The 19853-nt window shown below is 53.0% G+C and carries 17 protein-coding genes and 7 tRNA genes; 23 read left to right on the top strand and 1 reads right to left on the bottom strand.

Going from position 1 to position 19853, the window contains the following annotated elements; genetic code table 11:
- The first annotated feature begins 85 nt into the window (after window positions 1-85).
- Entirely contained in the window at window positions 86-1252 is a 1167-nt protein-coding gene (gene sucC / locus ACOXYR_RS14705) for an ADP-forming succinate--CoA ligase subunit beta (RefSeq protein ID WP_421356241.1), read from the top strand.
- Window positions 1252-2121, top strand: a complete 870-nt coding sequence (gene sucD, locus ACOXYR_RS14700; protein WP_015965312.1) for a succinate--CoA ligase subunit alpha — start codon at window positions 1252-1254, stop codon at window positions 2119-2121. Before sucC ends, sucD begins: the two co-directional genes overlap by 1 nt.
- Window positions 2122-2219: 98 nt before the next feature.
- Here the strand turns inward: sucD and ACOXYR_RS14695 are convergent, their stop codons facing one another.
- Window positions 2220-2936: a GntR family transcriptional regulator gene (locus ACOXYR_RS14695; protein WP_189623421.1), complete on the bottom strand. Its 717-nt coding sequence runs from the start codon at window positions 2934-2936 to the stop codon at window positions 2220-2222.
- A 203-nt stretch (window positions 2937-3139) separates the two neighbouring features.
- Here ACOXYR_RS14695 and mngA point away from each other — a divergent pair, with 203 nt between their 5' ends.
- The 21 genes from mngA (at window position 3140) to nadA (ending at window position 19834) form a co-directional block, all read left to right on the top strand.
- The gene (gene mngA, locus ACOXYR_RS14690; protein ID WP_421356256.1) at window positions 3140-5053 is read left to right on the top strand and encodes a PTS 2-O-a-mannosyl-D-glycerate transporter subunit IIABC; all 1914 of its coding nucleotides are present in this window, start codon (window positions 3140-3142) and stop codon (window positions 5051-5053) included.
- A gap of 25 nt (window positions 5054-5078) precedes the next feature.
- The gene (gene mngB / locus ACOXYR_RS14685) at window positions 5079-7721 is read left to right on the top strand and encodes a mannosylglycerate hydrolase (RefSeq protein ID WP_421356240.1); all 2643 of its coding nucleotides are present in this window, start codon (window positions 5079-5081) and stop codon (window positions 7719-7721) included.
- 678 nt (window positions 7722-8399) lie between these two features.
- Window positions 8400-9968, top strand: a complete 1569-nt coding sequence (gene cydA / locus ACOXYR_RS14680) for a cytochrome ubiquinol oxidase subunit I (protein WP_108473871.1) — start codon at window positions 8400-8402, stop codon at window positions 9966-9968.
- 15 nt (window positions 9969-9983) lie between these two features.
- Window positions 9984-11123 carry a cytochrome d ubiquinol oxidase subunit II gene (gene cydB, locus ACOXYR_RS14675; protein WP_015965305.1) on the top strand — a complete coding sequence of 380 codons (1140 nt, stop codon included), beginning with the start codon at window positions 9984-9986 and terminating at the stop codon, window positions 11121-11123.
- 14 nt (window positions 11124-11137) lie between these two features.
- On the top strand, window positions 11138-11248 hold the full coding sequence (cydX, locus tag ACOXYR_RS14670) for a cytochrome bd-I oxidase subunit CydX (RefSeq protein ID WP_015965304.1): 111 nt from the start codon (window positions 11138-11140) through the stop codon (window positions 11246-11248).
- Window positions 11249-11250: 2 nt separating this feature from the next.
- Window positions 11251-11541, top strand: a complete 291-nt coding sequence (ybgE, locus tag ACOXYR_RS14665) for a cyd operon protein YbgE (RefSeq protein WP_108473870.1) — start codon at window positions 11251-11253, stop codon at window positions 11539-11541.
- 272 nt (window positions 11542-11813) lie between these two features.
- On the top strand, window positions 11814-12218 hold the full coding sequence (ybgC, locus tag ACOXYR_RS14660; RefSeq protein ID WP_015965302.1) for a tol-pal system-associated acyl-CoA thioesterase: 405 nt from the start codon (window positions 11814-11816) through the stop codon (window positions 12216-12218).
- The gene (gene tolQ, locus ACOXYR_RS14655) at window positions 12215-12907 is read left to right on the top strand and encodes a Tol-Pal system protein TolQ (protein WP_015965301.1); all 693 of its coding nucleotides are present in this window, start codon (window positions 12215-12217) and stop codon (window positions 12905-12907) included. The genes ybgC and tolQ overlap by 4 nt, the downstream gene beginning before the upstream one ends.
- Window positions 12908-12910: 3 nt before the next feature.
- Window positions 12911-13339 carry a colicin uptake protein TolR gene (gene tolR, locus ACOXYR_RS14650; RefSeq protein WP_015965300.1) on the top strand — a complete coding sequence of 143 codons (429 nt, stop codon included), beginning with the start codon at window positions 12911-12913 and terminating at the stop codon, window positions 13337-13339.
- An 83-nt stretch (window positions 13340-13422) separates the two neighbouring features.
- Window positions 13423-14709, top strand: a complete 1287-nt coding sequence (gene tolA, locus ACOXYR_RS14645; protein WP_421356239.1) for a cell envelope integrity protein TolA — start codon at window positions 13423-13425, stop codon at window positions 14707-14709.
- Between the two features lie 132 nt (window positions 14710-14841).
- Entirely contained in the window at window positions 14842-16134 is a 1293-nt protein-coding gene (gene tolB, locus ACOXYR_RS14640; protein ID WP_108473868.1) for a Tol-Pal system beta propeller repeat protein TolB, read from the top strand.
- A 35-nt stretch (window positions 16135-16169) separates the two neighbouring features.
- Window positions 16170-16694, top strand: coding sequence for a peptidoglycan-associated lipoprotein Pal (gene pal / locus ACOXYR_RS14635; protein ID WP_015965297.1), 525 nt, complete (start codon window positions 16170-16172; stop codon window positions 16692-16694).
- A 9-nt stretch (window positions 16695-16703) separates the two neighbouring features.
- Window positions 16704-17498 (top strand): cell division protein CpoB, encoded by a 795-nt coding sequence (gene cpoB, locus ACOXYR_RS14630; protein WP_108473867.1) that lies wholly within the window; start codon window positions 16704-16706, stop codon window positions 17496-17498.
- Between the two features lie 164 nt (window positions 17499-17662).
- Window positions 17663-17738, top strand: a tRNA-Lys gene (locus ACOXYR_RS14625).
- 126 nt (window positions 17739-17864) lie between these two features.
- Window positions 17865-17940 (top strand) — tRNA-Val (locus ACOXYR_RS14620).
- A gap of 2 nt (window positions 17941-17942) precedes the next feature.
- Window positions 17943-18018: transfer RNA gene (locus ACOXYR_RS14615), tRNA-Lys, on the top strand.
- A gap of 149 nt (window positions 18019-18167) precedes the next feature.
- Window positions 18168-18243 (top strand) — tRNA-Val (locus ACOXYR_RS14610).
- A gap of 3 nt (window positions 18244-18246) precedes the next feature.
- Window positions 18247-18322: transfer RNA gene (locus ACOXYR_RS14605), tRNA-Lys, on the top strand.
- 47 nt (window positions 18323-18369) lie between these two features.
- A tRNA-Lys gene (locus ACOXYR_RS14600) sits at window positions 18370-18445 on the top strand.
- 32 nt (window positions 18446-18477) lie between these two features.
- A tRNA-Lys gene (locus ACOXYR_RS14595) sits at window positions 18478-18553 on the top strand.
- Window positions 18554-18790: 237 nt separating this feature from the next.
- Window positions 18791-19834, top strand: a complete 1044-nt coding sequence (gene nadA / locus ACOXYR_RS14590; RefSeq protein WP_108474098.1) for a quinolinate synthase NadA — start codon at window positions 18791-18793, stop codon at window positions 19832-19834.
- The last annotated feature ends 19 nt before the right edge of the window (window positions 19835-19853 follow it).

Genomic DNA, 19853 nt, shown 5'->3' with positions numbered 1-19853 from the left:
GGAGGGTGTGAAGCCCTCCGGCGAAACAAAGAAAGTCAGGATGAATATAGCCTGGCGATGATTACCTGAAGGATGGATAGAACACATGAACTTACATGAATATCAGGCAAAACAACTTTTTGCCCGCTATGGCTTACCGGCTCCGGTGGGTTATGCCTGTACTACTCCGCGTGAAGCAGAAGAAGCCGCTTCTAAAATCGGTGCAGGTCCGTGGGTAGTAAAATGTCAGGTTCACGCTGGTGGCCGCGGCAAAGCGGGCGGTGTGAAAGTCGTGAAGAGCAAAGAAGAAATTCGCGCTTTTGCTGAGCACTGGCTGGGTAAACGTCTGGTGACCTACCAGACAGATGCGCACGGTCAGCCGGTTAACCAGATTCTGGTTGAAGCTGCGACGGATATTGATAAAGAACTCTATCTGGGCGCGGTTGTAGATCGTTCCTCTCGTCGCGTGGTCTTTATGGCCTCAACCGAAGGCGGCGTGGAAATCGAGAAAGTGGCGGAAGAAACCCCACATCTGATTCACAAAGTGGCACTGGATCCGCTGGCGGGCCCGATGCCGTATCAGGGTCGCGAGCTGGCATTCAAACTGGGTCTGGAAGGTAAGCAGGTTCAGCAGTTCACCAAAATCTTCATGGGTCTGGCGACTATCTTCCTTGAGCGCGACCTGGCGCTGATTGAAATCAACCCGCTGGTTATCACTAAACAGGGTGACCTGATCTGCCTCGATGGCAAACTGGGCGCGGACGGTAACGCGCTGTTCCGCCAGGCTGATCTGCGCGAAATGCGCGACCAGTCTCAGGAAGATCCGCGTGAAGCCCAGGCTGCACAGTGGGAACTGAACTACGTTGCGCTGGACGGTAACATTGGTTGCATGGTTAACGGCGCGGGCCTGGCAATGGGCACCATGGACATCGTTAAACTGCACGGCGGCGAACCGGCTAACTTCCTCGACGTTGGCGGCGGCGCAACCAAAGAGCGTGTGACTGAAGCATTCAAAATCATCCTTTCCGATGACCAAGTGAAAGCCGTGCTGGTTAACATCTTCGGCGGTATCGTCCGTTGCGACCTGATCGCTGACGGTATTATCGGTGCTGTAGAAGAAGTGGGCGTCAACGTACCGGTTGTTGTCCGTCTCGAAGGTAACAACGCCGAACTCGGCGCGAAGAAACTGGCTGATAGTGGCCTGAATATTATTGCAGCGAAAGGTCTGACGGATGCAGCAGTTCAAGTTGTTGCAGCAGTGGAGGGGAAATAATGTCCATTTTAATTGATAAAAACACCAAGGTTATCTGTCAGGGCTTCACCGGTAGCCAGGGGACTTTCCACTCCGAACAGGCGATCGCTTACGGTACGCAGATGGTTGGCGGCGTAACGCCAGGCAAAGGCGGCACCACGCATCTGGGTCTGCCAGTATTTAACACCGTGCGCGAAGCCGTAGAAGCAACCGGCGCAACCGCCTCTGTTATTTACGTTCCGGCACCGTTCTGCAAAGATTCCATTCTGGAAGCCATCGATGCAGGCATTAAGCTTATCATCACCATCACCGAAGGTATCCCGACGCTGGATATGCTGACCGTGAAGGTGAAACTGGACGAAGCAGGCGTGCGCATGATTGGCCCGAACTGCCCAGGCGTTATCACCCCGGGCGCGTGCAAAATCGGCATCCAGCCAGGCCACATTCATAAGCCGGGCAAAGTGGGCATCGTTTCCCGCTCTGGTACCCTGACTTATGAAGCCGTTAAACAGACTACTGACTACGGCTTCGGCCAGTCCACCTGTGTGGGCATCGGCGGCGACCCGATCCCGGGTTCTAACTTCATCGATATCCTGAAAATGTTCCAGGAAGATCCGCAGACTGAAGCGATCGTCATGATCGGTGAGATCGGCGGTAGCGCGGAAGAAGAAGCGGCGGCGTACATTAAAGATCACGTCACCAAACCGGTTGTCGGCTATATCGCGGGCGTTACCGCGCCGAAAGGCAAACGTATGGGCCACGCTGGCGCCATCATTGCGGGCGGCAAAGGCACGGCAGACGAGAAGTTTGCTGCACTGGAAGCGGCTGGCGTTCGTACCGTTCGCAGCCTGGCCGATATCGGCGAAGCGCTGAAAGTAGTACTGGGATAAAAATCCTCTCCGCTCCCCGGTAAGCTTCGAGAAATATGAAGCAGGGGAGCCTTATATGTTCGATTTCGACATGGTTGGCCATCTTATGATGGCCTTTTTTAATGGCGGCGTCTGGCTACCAACGTAAAGCGGTAGTCGTCGCTATTAAATACATTCCGGCTATATTCAAAGATTTGTCCATCTTGTAGAAAACCACGTGATATTTTTTCCAGTATCGGTTTTGTTGGGTCGATGTTCAGGATCCCGGCAATCTCATCTGTTGGCATAATCGGCACAATTTCTTGTTCGCTGCGATCGATGACCTGCTTTTTGATCTCTTCAATAAAATGGTACTTAGACCCTTCCATCACAGACCAGGTCAGGTCTGGAAAGAGTGATAATGGCATCCATGTTTCTTCCATGGCGACCGGTTTATGTTTGATAAAGCGCACACGCTTCACATGCCAGATTTTATCATCTGTTTTGAGTTGCAATTGCGAAGCCAGTGATTCATCCGCACCAATGACTTCAAAAACATGCACTTCGCTGTGGGTCGTTACCTGACGGTCGGCCAGTTTCTCATCGAAGCCGGTGAGTTGATAAATATCATAATTCACTCGCTCCTCTTTCACGTAGCTTCCGCTGCCCTGAATACTTTCAATCACCTTTTGCTCGGTAAGCTGTTTAAGCGCCTGACGCACCGTTACCCGGCTCACGCCATATTCTGTCTGAAGCGCGGCTTCGGTGGGCAGGGCATCTCCCGCTTTTAACTCGCCGCGCTCAATTCGCAGGCGTATGGCATCGGCAATCTGCCTGTAGAGGGGTTTTTTACTCATGATCATTCAGCCCAGGGATGTATCAGAAAAATAATACGATTCTGGCTCATTATGCGCGGTTAGCGGGAATAGTAAATAATACAAATTAAATACAAATTTTGCGTATTAAGTGAAATTGATCACGTAAAGGTATTAAATCCCTGGGCAAAATGCATGTTTTCTGCGCAACGAGGCGTAGATTTCATAGCAGAGGATGAAACGTGATGAATCTGATGGCGTTGACACACCCCAGTGCAATTTGCCTGAACGCCCGGTTTAACAGCCGGGATGAGGCGATTTGCGAACTGGCGAAGCGGCTGGCTGAGCTGGGTAAAATTGATGATCTCCAAACGTATTTACAGGAAGTCTTTCATCGAGAGAGCATCGGGCCGACCGCGCTGGGTGAAGGTCTGGCGGTGCCACATGGTAAAAGCGCTGCGGTAAAAGAAGCGGCCTTCGCCGTAGCGACCTTAATCGAGCCATTACAGTGGGAAGGCGTAGACGGCCCGGAGAGCGTTGAGCTTATTTTTCTGCTGGCGATTCCGCCATCAGAGGCGGGCTCGACGCATATTGAGATCCTCACCCAGCTTACCAGTGCGTTGGTTGATGATGATGTGCGGGCGGCGGTGATGAATGCGACGACGCCGCAGGCGTTATTGTCAGCACTTTCCCTGACCACGCCTGAGAAGACGTCATCCCTGTCAGACGACACGCCTTTGATTGTCTGCGTGACAGCCTGCCCGGCGGGCATTGCGCACACCTATATGGCGGCGGAGTATCTGGAAAAGGCCGGGCATAAACTGGGTGTGCGCGTGGTGGTTGAAAAGCAGGGGGCGAACGGGATTGAAGGGCGACTGACGCCCGAGCAACTGTCAACGGCGCAGGCGGCGATTTTTGCGGCTGAAGTTGCGATTAAAGATGTTGAGCGATTTCGCGGTATTCCCTCGTTAAACGTACCGGTTGCCGAGCCGATTAAGCATGCGGAAAAGCTGATAAATCAGGCGCTGGCGTTAGAACCGGTCGACGAAAAACGAGCGACGGTCGTTCAGGAGACGACCCGGCACGATGTTAAAACGGAATTAAAACAGGCTCTGCTCAGTGGCATCTCTTTTGCCGTACCGTTGATTGTGGCCGGTGGCACCGTTCTGGCCGTGGCGGTGTTGCTCGCACAAATGTTTGATTTACAGCATCTCTTCGACCAGGAGAACTCGTGGTTATGGCTCTACCGCAAACTCGGGGGCGGCCTGCTCGGCATTCTGATGGTGCCCGTTTTGGCTGCCTATACCGCCTATTCCCTCGCCGATAAACCCGCGCTGGCGCCCGGTTTTGCCGCAGGTCTTGCTGCCAACATGATTGGTTCAGGGTTTTTAGGGGCGATTGCCGGGGGGTTGATCGCAGGTTATCTGATGCGTTGGGTGAAAAATCATATTCGCCTGAGCAGTCGTTTTAACGGCTTTCTGACGTTCTATCTCTACCCGGTCATCGGCACGCTGGCTGCGGGTAGCCTGATGCTATTTGTTATTGGTGAGCCTGTTGCCTGGATCAACAGCAGCCTTACAGCCTGGTTGAATGGTCTCTCTGGCAGTAATGCGTTGGTACTGGGTGCCATCCTTGGTTTTATGTGTTCATTTGACCTCGGGGGGCCGGTAAATAAAGCCGCTTATGCCTTCTGTCTCGGGGCGATGGCAAATGGTGTGTATGGCCCGTACGCCATCTTCGCATCGGTCAAAATGGTCTCCGCCTTTACCGTTACCGCATCCACGATGATCGCGCCACGGCAGTTCAAATCGTTTGAGATCGAAACGGGAAAATCGACATGGCTGTTGGGCCTGGCGGGTATCACCGAAGGGGCGATCCCCATGGCGATTGAAGATCCGCTGCGGGTGATCGGCTCATTTGTGATCGGTTCAATGGCGACGGGCGCGATCGTCGGCGCGATGAACATTGGCCTGCAAACGCCTGGCGCAGGCATCTTTTCTCTCTTTTTATTACAGGATGGCGGACTGGGCCGGGTCCTGGCGGCAGGCGGCTGGTTTGGCGCGGCGCTGGTAGGAACAGCCATTTCAACCTGCATTCTGGTGCTGTGGCGACGTCAGGCAATTCAGGCCGGCGCCTACAGTACACAATCCATTGATTAATAATTAATTCATTCAGGAAACGAAGATGAAAGCTGTATCTCGCGTTCACATTACGCCGCACATGCATTGGGACAGAGAGTGGTACTTCACCACCGAAGAGTCGCGGATTTTACTGGTTAACAATATGGCGGAGATTCTGGACCGCCTGGAACAGGATGACGCATACAAATATTACGTGCTGGACGGGCAGACAGCGATTCTGGAAGATTACTTCGCTGTGGTGCCGGAAAACCGCGAGCGTGTTAAAGCGCTGGTTCAGGCGGGCAAACTGATTATTGGCCCTTGGTACACGCAGACTGACACAACCGTTGTCGCCGGGGAGTCCATCGTCCGTAACCTGATGTACGGGATGCGCGACTGCATGGCGTTTGGCGAGCCGATGAAAATTGGTTATCTGCCTGATTCGTTTGGTATGTCCGGTCAACTGCCGCATATCTATAACGGTTTTGGAATTACGCGTGCCATGTTCTGGCGAGGCTGCTCTGAGCGTCACGGCACCGATAAAACCGAGTTTCTCTGGCAAAGTCAGGATGGCAGCGAAGTGGTGGCACAGGTGCTGCCGCTGGGTTACGCCATTGGTAAGTACTTACCTGATGATGAGGCTGGGCTGCGTAAGCGTCTGGATAGCTACTTTCCGGTGCTGGAAAACGCCTCAATCACCAAAGAGATTCTGCTGCCTAACGGCCACGACCAGATGCCGCTGCAGCAAAATATCTTTGCGGTGATGGACAAACTGCGGGAAATCTACCCGCAACGTGAATTTGTGATGAGCCGTTTTGAAACGGTTTTTGAACGAATCGAAGCGCAACGCGAGAAGCTGGCGACGCTGATAGGTGAGTTCAACGACGGTAAATATATGCGCGTCCATCGCACCATTGGCTCGACGCGCATGGATATCAAAATTGCGCATGCGCGCATTGAAAACAAAATCGTCAATGTCCTCGAGCCGCTCGCCACGATTGCCTGGTCGCTGGGCTTTGACTATCACCATGGCCTGCTGGAGAAAATGTGGAAAGCGATCCTCAAAAATCACGCCCACGACAGTATTGGCTGCTGCTGTAGCGATAAAGTCCATCAGGAGATAGCCGCGCGTTTTTGGCTGGCGGAAGATATGGCGGATAACCTGATTCGTTTTTATCTGCGAAAAATTGTCGACAACATGCCCGCCTGCGAACACGACCGGCTGGGGTTGTTCAACCTGATGCCGTGGCCGCGCGACGAAGTTTTCGACACCACGATTCGTCTGCGCGCAAGCCGGTTCCGGCTGGTGGATGAACAGGGTGAGGCGGTTCCGTACTTTATTCGCGCCAGCCGCGAAATCGACCCTGGCTTGATTGACAGGCAGATTGTCCACTACGGGAATTATGAGCCGTTTATGGAGTATGACATCCAACTGCGGCGGGTGCTCCCGGCGATGGGGTACGTTTCGCTGCGGGTGATTGCAGGCGAGACGGGTGAGGTGAAAAACGTCTCTACTGCGGCGAGTTCGATGCTGGAAAATGCGGCATGGCGTATCTCGCTCAATGCCGACGGTACGCTCAGAATGGAAGATAAAGAGAGCGGGCTGGTCTACGACCGGGTGCTGGAGTTCGAAGAGAGCGGTGATGATGGCGATGAATACGATTATTCTCCGCCGAGAGAAGATTGGATATTAACCTCTGCTGCATATCCACATGCGGTAGAGATCGTGGAGGAAGGCTGGCGCAGCAAAATGATTCTACGCAGTACGCTCGCCGTTCCACTCAATCTGGCCGAGCGCGCCGCCCGCAAGCGTAGCGGGTATGTTGAAATTGAAACCACCATTACGCTGAGCGACAACAGCAAGCGTGTTGATTTTGACGTGCAGATTATTAATCAGGCCGATGATCATCGTCTGCGCGTTCGCCTGCCTGTGCCGTATCACGCACAAACGGTACTCACTGATACCCAGTTTGGTTCAATGGCGCGGCCGGTCACGGACGAGGCCATGCGTCAGTGGCAGCAGGAAGGCTGGAAAGAAGCCCCGATTCCAGTGTGGAATTTCCTTAATTACGCGGCGTTACAGCACGGGGTTAACGGTATCGCGCTGTTCAGTGAAGGGCTGCGGGAGGTGGAAATTATCGGCGAAGAGAACAGCGCTTTCGCGTTAACGCTAATGCGTGGCGTAGGGCTGCTGGGTAAAGAGGATCTGCTTTTGCGTCCTGGCCGACCTTCGGGCATAAAAATGGCAGTGCCAGATTCACAATTGCGCGGCACGTTGCAATGCCGCTTCAGCCTGTGGCCATATAGCGGGACACCGCTTAATGCGGGGGTGGCGCAGCAGGCGCGTAGCTGGCTTACGCCCGTGCAGTGCTATAACAAAATACCGTGGGATGCGATGAAACTTAATCGCGCGGCCATGACTGTGCCGGAGCACTATAGCCTTCTCACGCTCTCGTCCGTAGGCTGTGCACTCAGCGCGTTGAAGAAAGCGGAAGACAGGCCAGAACTGATTATTCGGCTCTATAATCCGTCAGCGACGGAGGCCACCGATGCGCAGGTTGCCTTCAATCACCATCAGGTGGCGAGCGTTGAAACGGGGATGGATGAACAGGCGCTGGCAGGCGCAAACCGGGGAGATGTTAGTCAGGCAAGCGTGCGGTTTCTTCCTTGCCAGTCGCGTACCTTTAGCGTGTCGCTTATAAAATAAGTTTGAAGAGAGGCAAACATCGGCCTGACCGAATTTGCCTCTTTTTTGAATAATAAAGTCATGGTGTTAATTTTGTCTGTATTTCAAGTGAATAAAATGTGATTATTCAAAAAAGGTTCAGGTTTCCTGGCAAAATACTGTGAGTCGGCTAACATTAACTATTCTGTATCACTTCATTTTTAAAACTATTCCGCCGTTAAAAACTCTCGCCTCTTTTTTCGCATTACCCCACTATGAAAATTTCCCGAGATATTTTTTAAACATATCTGTAACATTCGTTTCACTGATCACATCTAATAAAAACATAATTAACAAATACAAATAAAATTGATTTATATCAATGCGTAAAAACTGGATATGCACCATAAAAGTGGTTAAATTGTCCTGGATCAAAGTGGCTGCAACCCGCCTGATTAGCTATAAATTGATCACCGTCGAAAATCGTAAATCTAATACAATAAAAACCTGTTTATTGTAAGGATATTACAGAGTAATATATTTTAGGGATCAATTGAGTTGTTTTTTAACGTATTTGTAACCTTTGCTCACGACTGATATCGGCTAACGCGAACGGTCAGCAGTGGGGGAGGGCGCAAATAAATTTGTATTGGGGCATGTGTATGAACCCTGTCCGCAGGTTCATTCTCGGAGTCTTCATGCGATGAGCAAGGAGTCATGATGTTAGATATAGTCGAACTGTCGCGCTTACAGTTTGCCTTGACCGCGATGTACCACTTCCTTTTTGTGCCACTGACGCTCGGTATGGCGTTCCTGCTGGCCATCATGGAAACGGTCTACGTCCTTTCCGGCAAACAGATTTATAAAGATATGACCAAGTTCTGGGGCAAGTTGTTTGGTATCAACTTCGCACTGGGCGTGGCCACCGGCCTGACCATGGAGTTCCAGTTCGGGACTAACTGGTCTTACTACTCCCACTACGTGGGCGATATCTTCGGTGCACCGCTGGCCATTGAAGGTCTGATGGCCTTCTTCCTCGAATCCACCTTTGTAGGTCTGTTCTTCTTCGGTTGGGATCGCCTGGGTAAAGTGCAACACATGGCGGTAACCTGGCTGGTGGCGTTGGGTTCAAACCTGTCCGCGCTGTGGATCCTGGTGGCAAACGGTTGGATGCAAAACCCAATCGCGTCGGACTTCAACTTTGAAACCATGCGTATGGAGATGGTGAGCTTCTCCGAGCTGGTACTGAATCCGGTAGCCCAGGTGAAATTCGTTCACACCGTGGCATCAGGTTACGTCACCGGCGCGATGTTCGTGCTCGCAATCAGTTCCTGGTACATGCTCAAAGGTCGTGACTTCGCGTTTGCTAAGCGCTCTTTTGCTATCGCAGCAAGCTTTGGTATGGCGGCAATTCTTTCCGTTATCGTTCTGGGTGATGAATCCGGCTACGAAATGGGCGACGTGCAGAAAACCAAACTGGCGGCCATCGAAGCAGAATGGGAAACCCAGCCTGCGCCGGCGTCGTTCACGCTGTTTGGGATTCCTGACCAGGATAAGCAGGAAAACCATCTTTCGATTCAAATTCCTTACGCGCTGGGCATCATCGCGACCCGTTCTGTTGATAAACAGGTTACCGGTCTTAAAGAACTGATGGTGCAGCACGAAGAGCGTATCCGTAACGGGATGAAAGCCTACTCGCTGCTCGAACAGCTGCGTTCCGGCGCAACCGATCCGGCTGTGCGTGAACAGTTTAACGATGTGAAGAAAGATCTTGGCTATGGCCTGCTGCTGAAACGCTATACGCCGAACGTGGCGGATGCGACAGAAGAGCAGATCGCCAAAGCGACCAAAGACTCTATCCCACGTGTCGCGCCGCTGTACTTTGCCTTCCGTATCATGGTGGCGTGCGGTGTGCTGATGCTGCTGATTATCGGTGCCTCCTTCTGGACCGTGATTCGTAACCGCATCGGTGAGAAAAAATGGCTGCTGCGTGCGGCGTTCTACGGTTTACCGCTGCCATGGATTGCTGTGGAAGCGGGCTGGTTTGTCGCCGAGTATGGCCGTCAACCGTGGGCAATTGGTGAAGTATTGCCAACCGCTGTGGCGAACTCTTCGCTGACAGCAGGCGATCTTATCTTCTCAATGGTGCTGATTTGCGGTCTTTACACGCTGTTCCTCGTGGCCGAACTGTTCCTGATGTTCAAGTTCGCACGCAAAGGGCCAAGCAGCCTGAAAACCGGTCGCTATCACTTTGAGCAGTCCACCGCGACTACTCAGCCGGCACGCTAAGACAGGAGTCGTCAAATGATCGATTATGAAGTATTGCGTTTTATCTGGTGGCTGCTAATCGGCATCTTGCTGATTGGTTTCGCAGTCGCTGACGGCTTCGACATGGGGGTGGGCATGCTCACCCGTTTCCTCGGTCGTAATGACACCGAGCGTCGAATCATGATCAACTCAATCGCGCCACACTGGGACGGAAACCAGGTATGGCTCATCACTGCCGGCGGCGCGCTGTTTGCTGCCTGGCCGATGGTGTACGCTGCGGCGTTCTCCGGCTTCTATGTCGCGATGATTCTGGTGCTGGCGTCTTTATTCTTCCGTCCGGTGGGCTTTGACTACCGTTCGAAAATTGAAGACACCCGCTGGCGCAACATGTGGGACTGGGGCATCTTCGTGGGGAGCTTCGTTCCACCGCTGGTGATTGGCGTGGCCTTCGGTAACCTGCTGCAGGGCGTACCGTTCCACATTGATGAGTATCTGCGTCTTTACTACACCGGTAACTTCTTCCAGCTGCTAAACCCGTTTGGCCTGCTGGCAGGTGTGGTGAGCGTGGGGATGATCCTGACGCAGGGCGCAACCTACCTGCAAATGCGTACGGTTGGCGAACTGCATCTGCGTACCCGCACCACCTCTCAGGTGGCGGCACTGGTCACATTGGTATGCTTCGCGCTGGCAGGCGTTTGGGTCTACTACGGCATCGATGGCTACGTGGTGAAATCGGTTATGGATCACACTGCCGCCTCCAACCCGCTGACTAAAGAAGTCGCACATGAAGCGGGCGCATGGATGACCAACTTCAACAACATGCCGGCGCTGTGGGCGATTCCGGTACTGGGGGTGGTGCTTCCGCTGCTGACTATCCTGATGACGCGTCTGGATAAAGGGGCATGGGCGTTCCTGTTCTCCTCACTGACGCTGGCGTGCATCATCCTGACCGCCGGTATTGCCATGTTCCCGTTCATCATGCCGTCCAGCACGATGTTTAACGCGAGCCTGACCATGTGGGATGCAACGTCCAGCCAGCTGACGCTGAGCGTGATGACCTATGTCGCTGCGGTGTTCGTTCCAATCATTCTGCTGTACACCACCTGGTGCTACTGGAAAATGTTTGGTCGTATCACCAAAGAAGATATTGAACGCAACACCCACTCTCTGTACTAAGTAAGGAGCTTAAAATGTGGTATTTCGCATGGATTTTAGGAACGCTTCTTGCCTGTGCCTTTGGGATAATCACTGCGCTGGCGCTGGAACACGTCGAAGCGACCAAAGCAGGTGAAGAAAAATAGTGATGAAAATTATCGCAACGCTGTACGCGATAATGGATAAGCGCCCCCTGAGGGCGCTTTCCCTTGTTATGGCCCTGCTGCTGGCAGGTTGCATCTTCTGGGACCCGACGCGTTTCGCGGCGAAGACCAGCGAGCTTGAAATCTGGCACGGTTTTCTGCTGATGTGGGCCGTTTGTGCAGGCGTCATTCATGGCGTGGGTTTTCGTCCTCGCGCACTCCACTGGCAAGGGATTTTCTGCCCGCTTATCGCCGATTTAGTCCTTCTTGCAGGTCTGATTTTTTTCTTCCTGTAACCAGGAAACATCCGCAAATATTTATGGGCTTGCAATAGCCCATAAAAATTTACTCTCCGTTTACCTCACCCCATTCCAAACCACGATTACCGCGCGTATAGTAGCGAAGTTCAAAAGCTCAAAATTTTTTGCATTACCGGGATGTAAAGTGAATACAACGCTATATACAACGTCATTCGTGCTGCATCATGGCGGCAAATTCGCGAATCCCCGGGAGCTTACGTCTGTAAGTGAGCGGGGTGAGGGATGCAGCCAACGAAGAGGCAGTACGAATGAATAAGTATATATTTCGATGGCCGGTTCGGGTCTATTATGAAGACACCGACGCCGGTGGTGTGGTTTACCACGCCAGCTATGTCGCTTTCTATGAGAGAGCACGCACAGAGATGCTGCGTCATCATCATTTCAGCCAGCAAGTGTTGCTGGAAGAGCGCGTCGCGTTTGTGGTGCGTAAAATGACGCTGGAGTATTTTGCGCCGGCAAGGCTCGACGATATGCTCGAAGTCCAGACGGAAATTACATCAATGCGCGGCACGTCACTCGTGTTCACGCAGCGGATTGTCAACGCTGAGAATAAAGTGCTGAACGAAGCTGAAGTACTGATTGTCTGTGTTGATCCACTCATCATGAAGCCTCGTGCGCTTCCCAAGTCTATTGTCGCGGAGTTTAAGCAGTGACTGACATGAATATCCTTGATTTGTTCCTGAAGGCGAGCCTTCTGGTTAAACTTATCATGTTGATTTTGATTGGTTTTTCAATCGCATCCTGGGCCATCATCATCCAGCGGACCCGTATTCTTAACGCGGCGGCGCGTGAAGCTGAAACGTTTGAGGATAAATTCTGGTCCGGAATCGAACTCTCTCGCCTCTATCAGGAGAGCCAGGGACGCCGCGATAGTCTGGCCGGTTCAGAACAAATCTTCTACAGCGGGTTCAAAGAGTTTGCCCGTCTGCACCGTGCAAACAGTCATGCGCCGGAAGCCGTGGTTGAAGGCGCGTCGCGTGCGATGCGTATCTCCATGAACCGTGAACTGGAAACGCTGGAAACGCATATTCCGTTCCTTGGCACCGTCGGCTCCATCAGCCCGTACATCGGTCTGTTCGGTACCGTTTGGGGGATCATGCACGCCTTTATCGCGCTGGGCGCGGTGAAACAGGCAACGCTGCAAATGGTTGCGCCGGGTATCGCAGAAGCGTTGATCGCCACGGCGATTGGCCTGTTTGCCGCAATCCCTGCGGTTATGGCTTACAACCGTCTGAACCAGCGCGTTAACAAACTGGAGCTGAACTACGACAACTTTATGGAAGAGTTCACCGCCATTCTGCACCGTCAGGCGTTTACCGTTAGCGAGAGCAACAAGGGGTAAGCCATGGCCAGAGCACGTGGACGCGGACGTCGCGAACTGAAGTCCGAAATTAACATCGTTCCGCTGCTGGATGTGTTGTTAGTGCTGTTGCTGATCTTTATGGCGACAGCGCCGATCATCACGCAGAGCGTGGAGGTTGATCTGCCGGATGCAACCGAATCGCAGGCCGTTAGCAGCAACGATGATCCACCGGTGATCATCGAAGTTTCGGGAGTGGGGCAGTACAGCGTAGTGGTTGAAAAGGATCGCTCCGATCAACTGCCGCCAGAGCAGGTTATCGCGGAAGCGAAAAGCCGCCTGCAGGCCAATCCGAAAACGGTCTTCTTAATTGGGGGCGCGAAAGACGTGCCTTACGATGAAATAATTAAAGCGCTAAACCTGTTACACAGCGCAGGTGTGAAATCTGTTGGATTAATGACCCAACCGATCTAACTCTCTGCGTGTGGTTTGTAAGCGTTGCATGCACATCGGCAACGCTTACAGGCTAACGGGCGAGCAGTTTTTGGGAACCGAGAGTGTCAAAGGCAACCGAACAAAACGACAAGCTTAAACGAGCGATAATTATTTCAGCAGTGCTGCACGTCATTCTGTTTGCAGCACTCATCTGGAGTTCGTTCGATGAGCACATGGATGCTGCGGCCGGTGGCGGCGGTGGTTCGGCTATCGACGCCGTGATGGTCGATCCTGGTGCGGTGGTTGAGAATTACCAGAAGCAGCAGAAGTCCAGCGCTAAACAGCAGGCCGATAACGCCGCGAAAAAAGCGCAGCAGCAAAAAGATAAAGAAGCCAAAGAAGCTGCCGAAAAAGCAGCGGCTGAAGCGAAAGAAAAAGCAGACGCTCAGGCGAAAGAGGCAGCAAAAGAAGCAGCCGAAGCGGCGAAGAAAGCTGAAGCTGACGCGCAGAAACAGGCTGAAGAAGCCGCGAAAGCGGCAGCAGAGGCTGCGAAGAAAGCGCAAGCCGATGCGGCCAAAGCGGCGGCTGACGCGCAGAAACAAGCCGAAGCAGAAGCTGCGAAAAAAGCGGCTGCTGATGCGAAGAAAGCAGCAGAAGCGGAAGCGGCCAAAGCGGCTGCTGCCGCGAAAAAAGTAGCCGAAGCAGAAGCGGCGAAAGCGGCAGCTGAAGCGGCGAAAAAGGCCGAAGCCGAGGCTGCCAAAAAAGCGCAAGCAGAGGCTGAGAAGAAAGCCGCTGCTGCTGAAAAAGCCGCAGCGGAAAAAGCTGCCGCCGCCGAGAAAGCGGCAGCAGACAAGAAAGCTGCGGCTGAGAAAGCGGCTGCTGATAAGAAAGCAGCAGCAGAAAAAGCGGCTGCCGATAAAGCCGCTGCAGCGAAGAAAGCAGCAGCGGATAAAGCAGCTGCCGACAAAGCGGCTGCAGCTAAGAAAGCAGCAGCAGATAAAGCCGCTGCCGCTTCCGGCGTTGACGACCTGTTGGGCGATCTCAGCTCAGGTAAGAATGCGCCGAAAGGTAACACCAGTGGTACCGCTGGAGGCTCATCTCCTGCTAAAGGTAATAAGCCGGGGCAGGGTGGTGCGTCTCAGGCAGAAATCGCGTCCTATATCGCACAGGTTCAGGCCGCGATCCGTGGGCATCTCTATGACTGGGATACCTACAAAGGTAAAACCTGTACGCTACGTGTAAACCTGGCGCAGGATGGAACTGTATTGACCGTTAAACAGGAAGGCGGCGATCCGGCGTTTTGTCAGCAGATGCTGGCAGCAACCAGTCGGATGACCAAATTCCCCAAACCGCCTTCACAAGCGGTATGGGAAACGTTCAAAAATGCACCACTGGACTTCAAACCTTAAGTTATATTTTCCCCATGTAAATGGGGAAAATAAAGGCAGCGCAGTCGCAGGGTTTTGGTAGTTTTGTGTATTTGAGTTTGTTAACATTCTGCTAAATTATCGTGGGCTTTTCGTCCAGATAAGGGAGATATGATGAAGCAGGCATTACGAGTAGCATTTGGTTTCTTAATGCTGTGGGCAGCAGTGCTGCACGCAGAAGTACGTATCGAGATCACCCAAGGGGTGGACTCGGCGCGTCCTATTGGCGTGGTTCCGTTCCAGTGGGCAGGCCCTGGCGCCGCGCCTGAAGATGTCGGCGGTATCGTCGGCGCTGACCTGCGTAACAGCGGTAAATTTAACCCGTTAGACCGAGCCAAACTGCCACAGCAGCCTGGCACTGCGCAGGATGTTCAACCTGCGGCATGGTCTGCGCTGGGTATTGACGCGGTTGTCGTCGGCCAGGTCTCACCTAACGCTGATGGCAGCTATACTGTTGCCTATCAGTTAGTTGATACCGGCGGTGCGCCGGGTACCGTTCTGGCGCAGAACTCCTACAAAGTGAACAAGCAATGGCTGCGTTATGCGGGCCATACTGCCAGTGACGAAGTGTTTGAGAAGCTGACCGGTATTAAAGGTGCGTTCCGTACTCGTATCGCTTATGTCGTGCAGACTAACGGCGGTCAGTTCCCGTATGAACTGCGCGTATCTGACTACGATGGCTACAACCAGTTCGTGGTTCACCGTTCTTCGCAGCCGCTGATGTCACCGGCGTGGTCTCCGGACGGTTCTAAACTGGCTTACGTTACCTTCGAAAGCGGCCGTTCAGCGCTGGTTATTCAGACGCTGTCTAACGGTGCGGTACGTCAGGTTGCGTCATTCCCGCGTCACAACGGTGCGCCAGCGTTCTCACCGGATGGCAGCAAACTGGCGTTTGCCCTGTCTAAAACCGGTAGCCTGAACCTGTACGTGATGGATATCGGTTCTGGCCAGATCCGTCAGGTAACCGACGGTCGCAGTAATAACACCGAACCAACCTGGTTCCCGGACAGCCAGAATCTGGCCTTTACCTCTGACCAGGCCGGTCGTCCGCAGGTGTATAAAGTGAATGTTAACGGCGGTGCGCCGCAGCGTATTACCTGGGAAGGTTCTCAGAACCAGGACGCGGATGTGAGCAGCGACGGTAAGTTTATGGTAATGGTCAGCTCCAATAGTGGTCAGCAGCACATTGCCAAACAAGATCTGGTAGCGGGTGGCGTACAAGTATTGTCGTCAACGTTCCTGGACGAAACGCCAAGTCTGGCACCTAACGGCACTATGGTAATCTACAGCTCTTCTCAGGGGATGGGATCCGTGCTGAATCTGGTTTCTACAGATGGGCGTTTCAAAGCGCGTCTTCCGGCAACTGATGGACAGGTAAAATTCCCTGCCTGGTCGCCGTATCTGTAATAATAAATAATTGAATTATTAAAGGAATCAAAGAAATGCAACTGAACAAAGTGCTGAAAGGACTGATGCTGGCTCTGCCGGTAATGGCGATCGCGGCGTGTTCTTCTAACAAGAATGCAAGCAACGATGGCAGCGAAGGCGGCATGCTGAACGGCGCTGGCACAGGTATGGACGCAAACGGCAGCGGCAATATGTCCTCCGAAGAGCAGGCTCGTCTGCAGATGCAACAGCTGCAGCAGAACAACATCGTATACTTCGATCTGGACAAATACGATATCCGTTCTGACTTCGCTGCAATGCTGGATGCACACGCTAACTTCCTGCGTAGCAACCCGTCTTACAAAGTCACCGTAGAAGGTCACGCGGACGAACGTGGTACGCCTGAGTACAACATCTCCCTGGGCGAACGTCGTGCTAACGCTGTTAAAATGTACCTGCAGGGTAAAGGCGTTTCTGCTGACCAGATCTCCATCGTTTCTTACGGTAAAGAAAAACCTGCAGTACTGGGTCATGACGAAGCGGCTTACTCCAAAAACCGTCGTGCCGTACTGGTTTACTAAGAGAATTGCATGAGCAGTAACTTCAGACATCACATGTTGAGTCTGTCGTTACTGGTTGGCATAGCGGCCCCCTGGGCCGCTAATGCTCAGGCGCCAATCAGTAGTGTCGGCTCAGGCTCGGTCGAAGACCGCGTCACTTCCCTTGAGCGTATTTCTAATGCTCACAGTCAACTTTTGACTCAACTCCAGCAACAACTCTCTGACAACCAATCTGATATCGACTCCCTGCGTGGTCAAATCCAGGAAAGTCAGTACCAGATGAACCAGATTGTTGAGCGCCAGAAGCAGATCCTGCTGCAGATTGACAGTCTGACGAGCGGCGGCGCTGGCACACAGACGCAGCAGGCGTCCGGTGACCAGAGCGGTAGTTCTACGGCGACGGCGGCACCAGCTGCCAGCGCTGCGGCCTCGGGTGTGCCAGTACAAACGGGTGACGCGAATACGGACTACAACGCAGCGATTGCACTGGTGAAGGATTCCTCTCGCCAGGACGACGCAATGGCGGCGTTTCAGAACTTCGTCAAAAAATATCCTGATTCAACGTATCAGCCGAATGCCAATTACTGGCTCGGTCAGTTGAATTACAACAAGGGTAAAAAAGACGACGCGGCGTACTATTTCGCCTCCGTGGTGAAAAACTACCCGAAATCACCGAAAGCGGCTGACGCGATGTTTAAGGTCGGGGTGATCATGCAGGACAAAGGGGATACTGCGAAAGCGAAAGCAGTGTACCAGCAGGTGGTTGCGAAGTACCCAGGCACCGATGGGGCCAAACAGGCTCAGAAACGCCTTAGTGGGATGTAATGCCTGAAGCATGACCAGGAATCGCGTTATTTCTGGTCATGCCGCATGAAACATAAGCACTTAAGTGATCTTCGTCGAAATATTTGTTGCGCTCAATTCTGAAATCAGTAATATATGCCGCCGTTGCAACGGGATATTAAACATCTCGAAAACAACGTAAAAGTGGGTCGTTAGCTCAGTTGGTAGAGCAGTTGACTTTTAATCAATTGGTCGCAGGTTCGAATCCTGCACGACCCACCAATCGTTCTGGTGGAAGCGGTAGTAAAACGTGAAGGATAACGTTGCGTCAGCAACGGCCCGTAGGGCGAGGCGAAGCCGAGTCATCCTGCACGACCCACCACTTAAAGCAGTATCCAGCGTAGTATCGGGTGATTAGCTCAGCTGGGAGAGCACCTCCCTTACAAGGAGGGGGTCGGCGGTTCGATCCCGTCATCACCCACCACCGGGTCGTTAGCTCAGTTGGTAGAGCAGTTGACTTTTAATCAATTGGTCGCAGGTTCGAATCCTGCACGACCCACCACTTTAACATCGAATGATGATGTTAACCGTGAAGGATAACGTTGCGTAGCAACGGCCCGTAGGGCGAGGCGAAGCCGAGTCATCCTGCACGACCCACCATCATTTCAGGTGGGTTTGGTGGAAGTAGTTTGTAGTATCCAGCGCAGTATCGGGTGATTAGCTCAGCTGGGAGAGCACCTCCCTTACAAGGAGGGGGTCGGCGGTTCGATCCCGTCATCACCCACCACTCGGGTCGTTAGCTCAGTTGGTAGAGCAGTTGACTTTTAATCAATTGGTCGCAGGTTCGAATCCTGCACGACCCACCAATTTTAAATTGGTAACCGAGTAAAAATCTTTCAGGCAACACCCGAATGGGTCGTTAGCTCAGTTGGTAGAGCAGTTGACTTTTAATCAATTGGTCGCAGGTTCGAATCCTGCACGACCCACCATCCTGAATGATTAAAGAGTAAAATCCCGCAAGGGGTCGTTAGCTCAGTTGGTAGAGCAGTTGACTTTTAATCAATTGGTCGCAGGTTCGAATCCTGCACGACCCACCAATGTAAAAAAGCGCCCTAAAGGCGCTTTTTTGCTATCTGCGGTTTGAGAAATTGCCCGCGCCGGCCTTGTAGGTCGGGTAAGCGCAGCGCACCCGACACCGCACGCAATAAAATCCTCACGACTTTTCCCCTTATTTCAGCTATCTTGTTTAGCATATAAAACACCGGTGCCCGATTGATGCGTTTTATACGCCTGTTATCGGCAATTTCGTTAAGTCAGTAAAACGAGACAGCATGATGAGCGTGATGTTTGACCCAGAAGCCGCAATTTACCCCTTCCCGCCGAAGCCGGTGGCCCTCAGCGTGGATGAAAAGCAGTTCTACCGCGAAAAAATCAAACGCCTGCTGAAAGAACGCAACGCGGTGATGGTGGCGCATTACTACACCGACCCGGAAATTCAACAACTGGCGGAAGAGACGGGGGGATGCATCTCTGACTCTCTGGAGATGGCGCGTTTTGGCGCAAAGCATCCCGCAACAACGTTACTGGTCGCAGGCGTGCGTTTTATGGGCGAAACGGCGAAAATCCTCAGCCCTGAGAAAACCATTCTCATGCCCACACTGCACGCGGAGTGTTCGCTCGATCTTGGCTGCCCCATCGAAGAGTTTAACGCCTTCTGTGATGCTCACCCGGATCGCACTGTCGTGGTCTATGCCAATACTTCTGCCGCGGTGAAAGCGCGTGCGGACTGGGTGGTAACCTCCAGCATCGCAGTCGAACTCATTGAGCATCTCGATAGTTTAGGGGAAAAAATCATCTGGGCGCCGGATCGCCACCTTGGCAGTTATGTGCAGAAACAGACTGGTGCAGACGTACTGTGCTGGAAGGGCGCGTGTATCGTCCATGATGAATTCAAAACCCAGGCGCTGGCGCGCATGAAAGCGTTGTATCCCCAGGCGGCCATTCTGGTACACCCGGAGTCACCCCAGGCAATTGTCGACATGGCTGATGCCGTAGGTTCAACCAGCCAGCTCATCAACGCCGCGAAAACGCTGCCGCACCCACAGCTGATAGTCGCTACCGACCGTGGGATTTTTTACAAGATGCAGCAGGCCGTACCGGAAAAAGAACTGCTGGAGGCGCCGACGGCGGGGGAAGGCGCCACGTGCCGCACTTGCGCACATTGCCCGTGGATGGCGATGAATGGCCTGAAAGCCATTGCTGAAGGGCTGGAGCAGGGCGGCGCTGCGCATGAAATCCACGTTGATGAGACGCTGCGCCAGGGCGCGCTGGTGCCGCTTAACCGCATGCTTGATTTTGCGGCTACACTTCGGGGATAGCGTGTTAACCCTCTGGAGA

The organism is Pseudocitrobacter faecalis, assembly GCF_965231525.1.
Taxonomy (GTDB): Bacteria; Pseudomonadota; Gammaproteobacteria; order Enterobacterales; family Enterobacteriaceae; genus Pseudocitrobacter; species Pseudocitrobacter faecalis.
This window is presented reverse-complemented; position numbering and strand designations above follow the sequence as displayed.

Coding starts and splice junctions, on each gene's coding strand:
- cydB (WP_015965305.1), top strand. CDS start 9,984: ATGATCGATTATGAAGTATTGCGTTTTATCTGGTGGCTGCTAATCGGC.
- mngA (WP_421356256.1), top strand. CDS start 3,140: ATGAATCTGATGGCGTTGACACACCCCAGTGCAATTTGCCTGAACGCC.
- tolR (WP_015965300.1), top strand. CDS start 12,911: ATGGCCAGAGCACGTGGACGCGGACGTCGCGAACTGAAGTCCGAAATT.
- cydA (WP_108473871.1), top strand. CDS start 8,400: ATGTTAGATATAGTCGAACTGTCGCGCTTACAGTTTGCCTTGACCGCG.
- ybgE (WP_108473870.1), top strand. CDS start 11,251: ATGAAAATTATCGCAACGCTGTACGCGATAATGGATAAGCGCCCCCTG.
- sucC (WP_421356241.1), top strand. CDS start 86: ATGAACTTACATGAATATCAGGCAAAACAACTTTTTGCCCGCTATGGC.
- mngB (WP_421356240.1), top strand. CDS start 5,079: ATGAAAGCTGTATCTCGCGTTCACATTACGCCGCACATGCATTGGGAC.
- cydX (WP_015965304.1), top strand. CDS start 11,138: ATGTGGTATTTCGCATGGATTTTAGGAACGCTTCTTGCCTGTGCCTTT.
- sucD (WP_015965312.1), top strand. CDS start 1,252: ATGTCCATTTTAATTGATAAAAACACCAAGGTTATCTGTCAGGGCTTC.
- tolB (WP_108473868.1), top strand. CDS start 14,842: ATGAAGCAGGCATTACGAGTAGCATTTGGTTTCTTAATGCTGTGGGCA.
- ybgC (WP_015965302.1), top strand. CDS start 11,814: ATGAATAAGTATATATTTCGATGGCCGGTTCGGGTCTATTATGAAGAC.
- ACOXYR_RS14695 (WP_189623421.1), bottom strand. CDS start 2,936: ATGAGTAAAAAACCCCTCTACAGGCAGATTGCCGATGCCATACGCCTG.
- pal (WP_015965297.1), top strand. CDS start 16,170: ATGCAACTGAACAAAGTGCTGAAAGGACTGATGCTGGCTCTGCCGGTA.
- nadA (WP_108474098.1), top strand. CDS start 18,791: ATGAGCGTGATGTTTGACCCAGAAGCCGCAATTTACCCCTTCCCGCCG.
- cpoB (WP_108473867.1), top strand. CDS start 16,704: ATGAGCAGTAACTTCAGACATCACATGTTGAGTCTGTCGTTACTGGTT.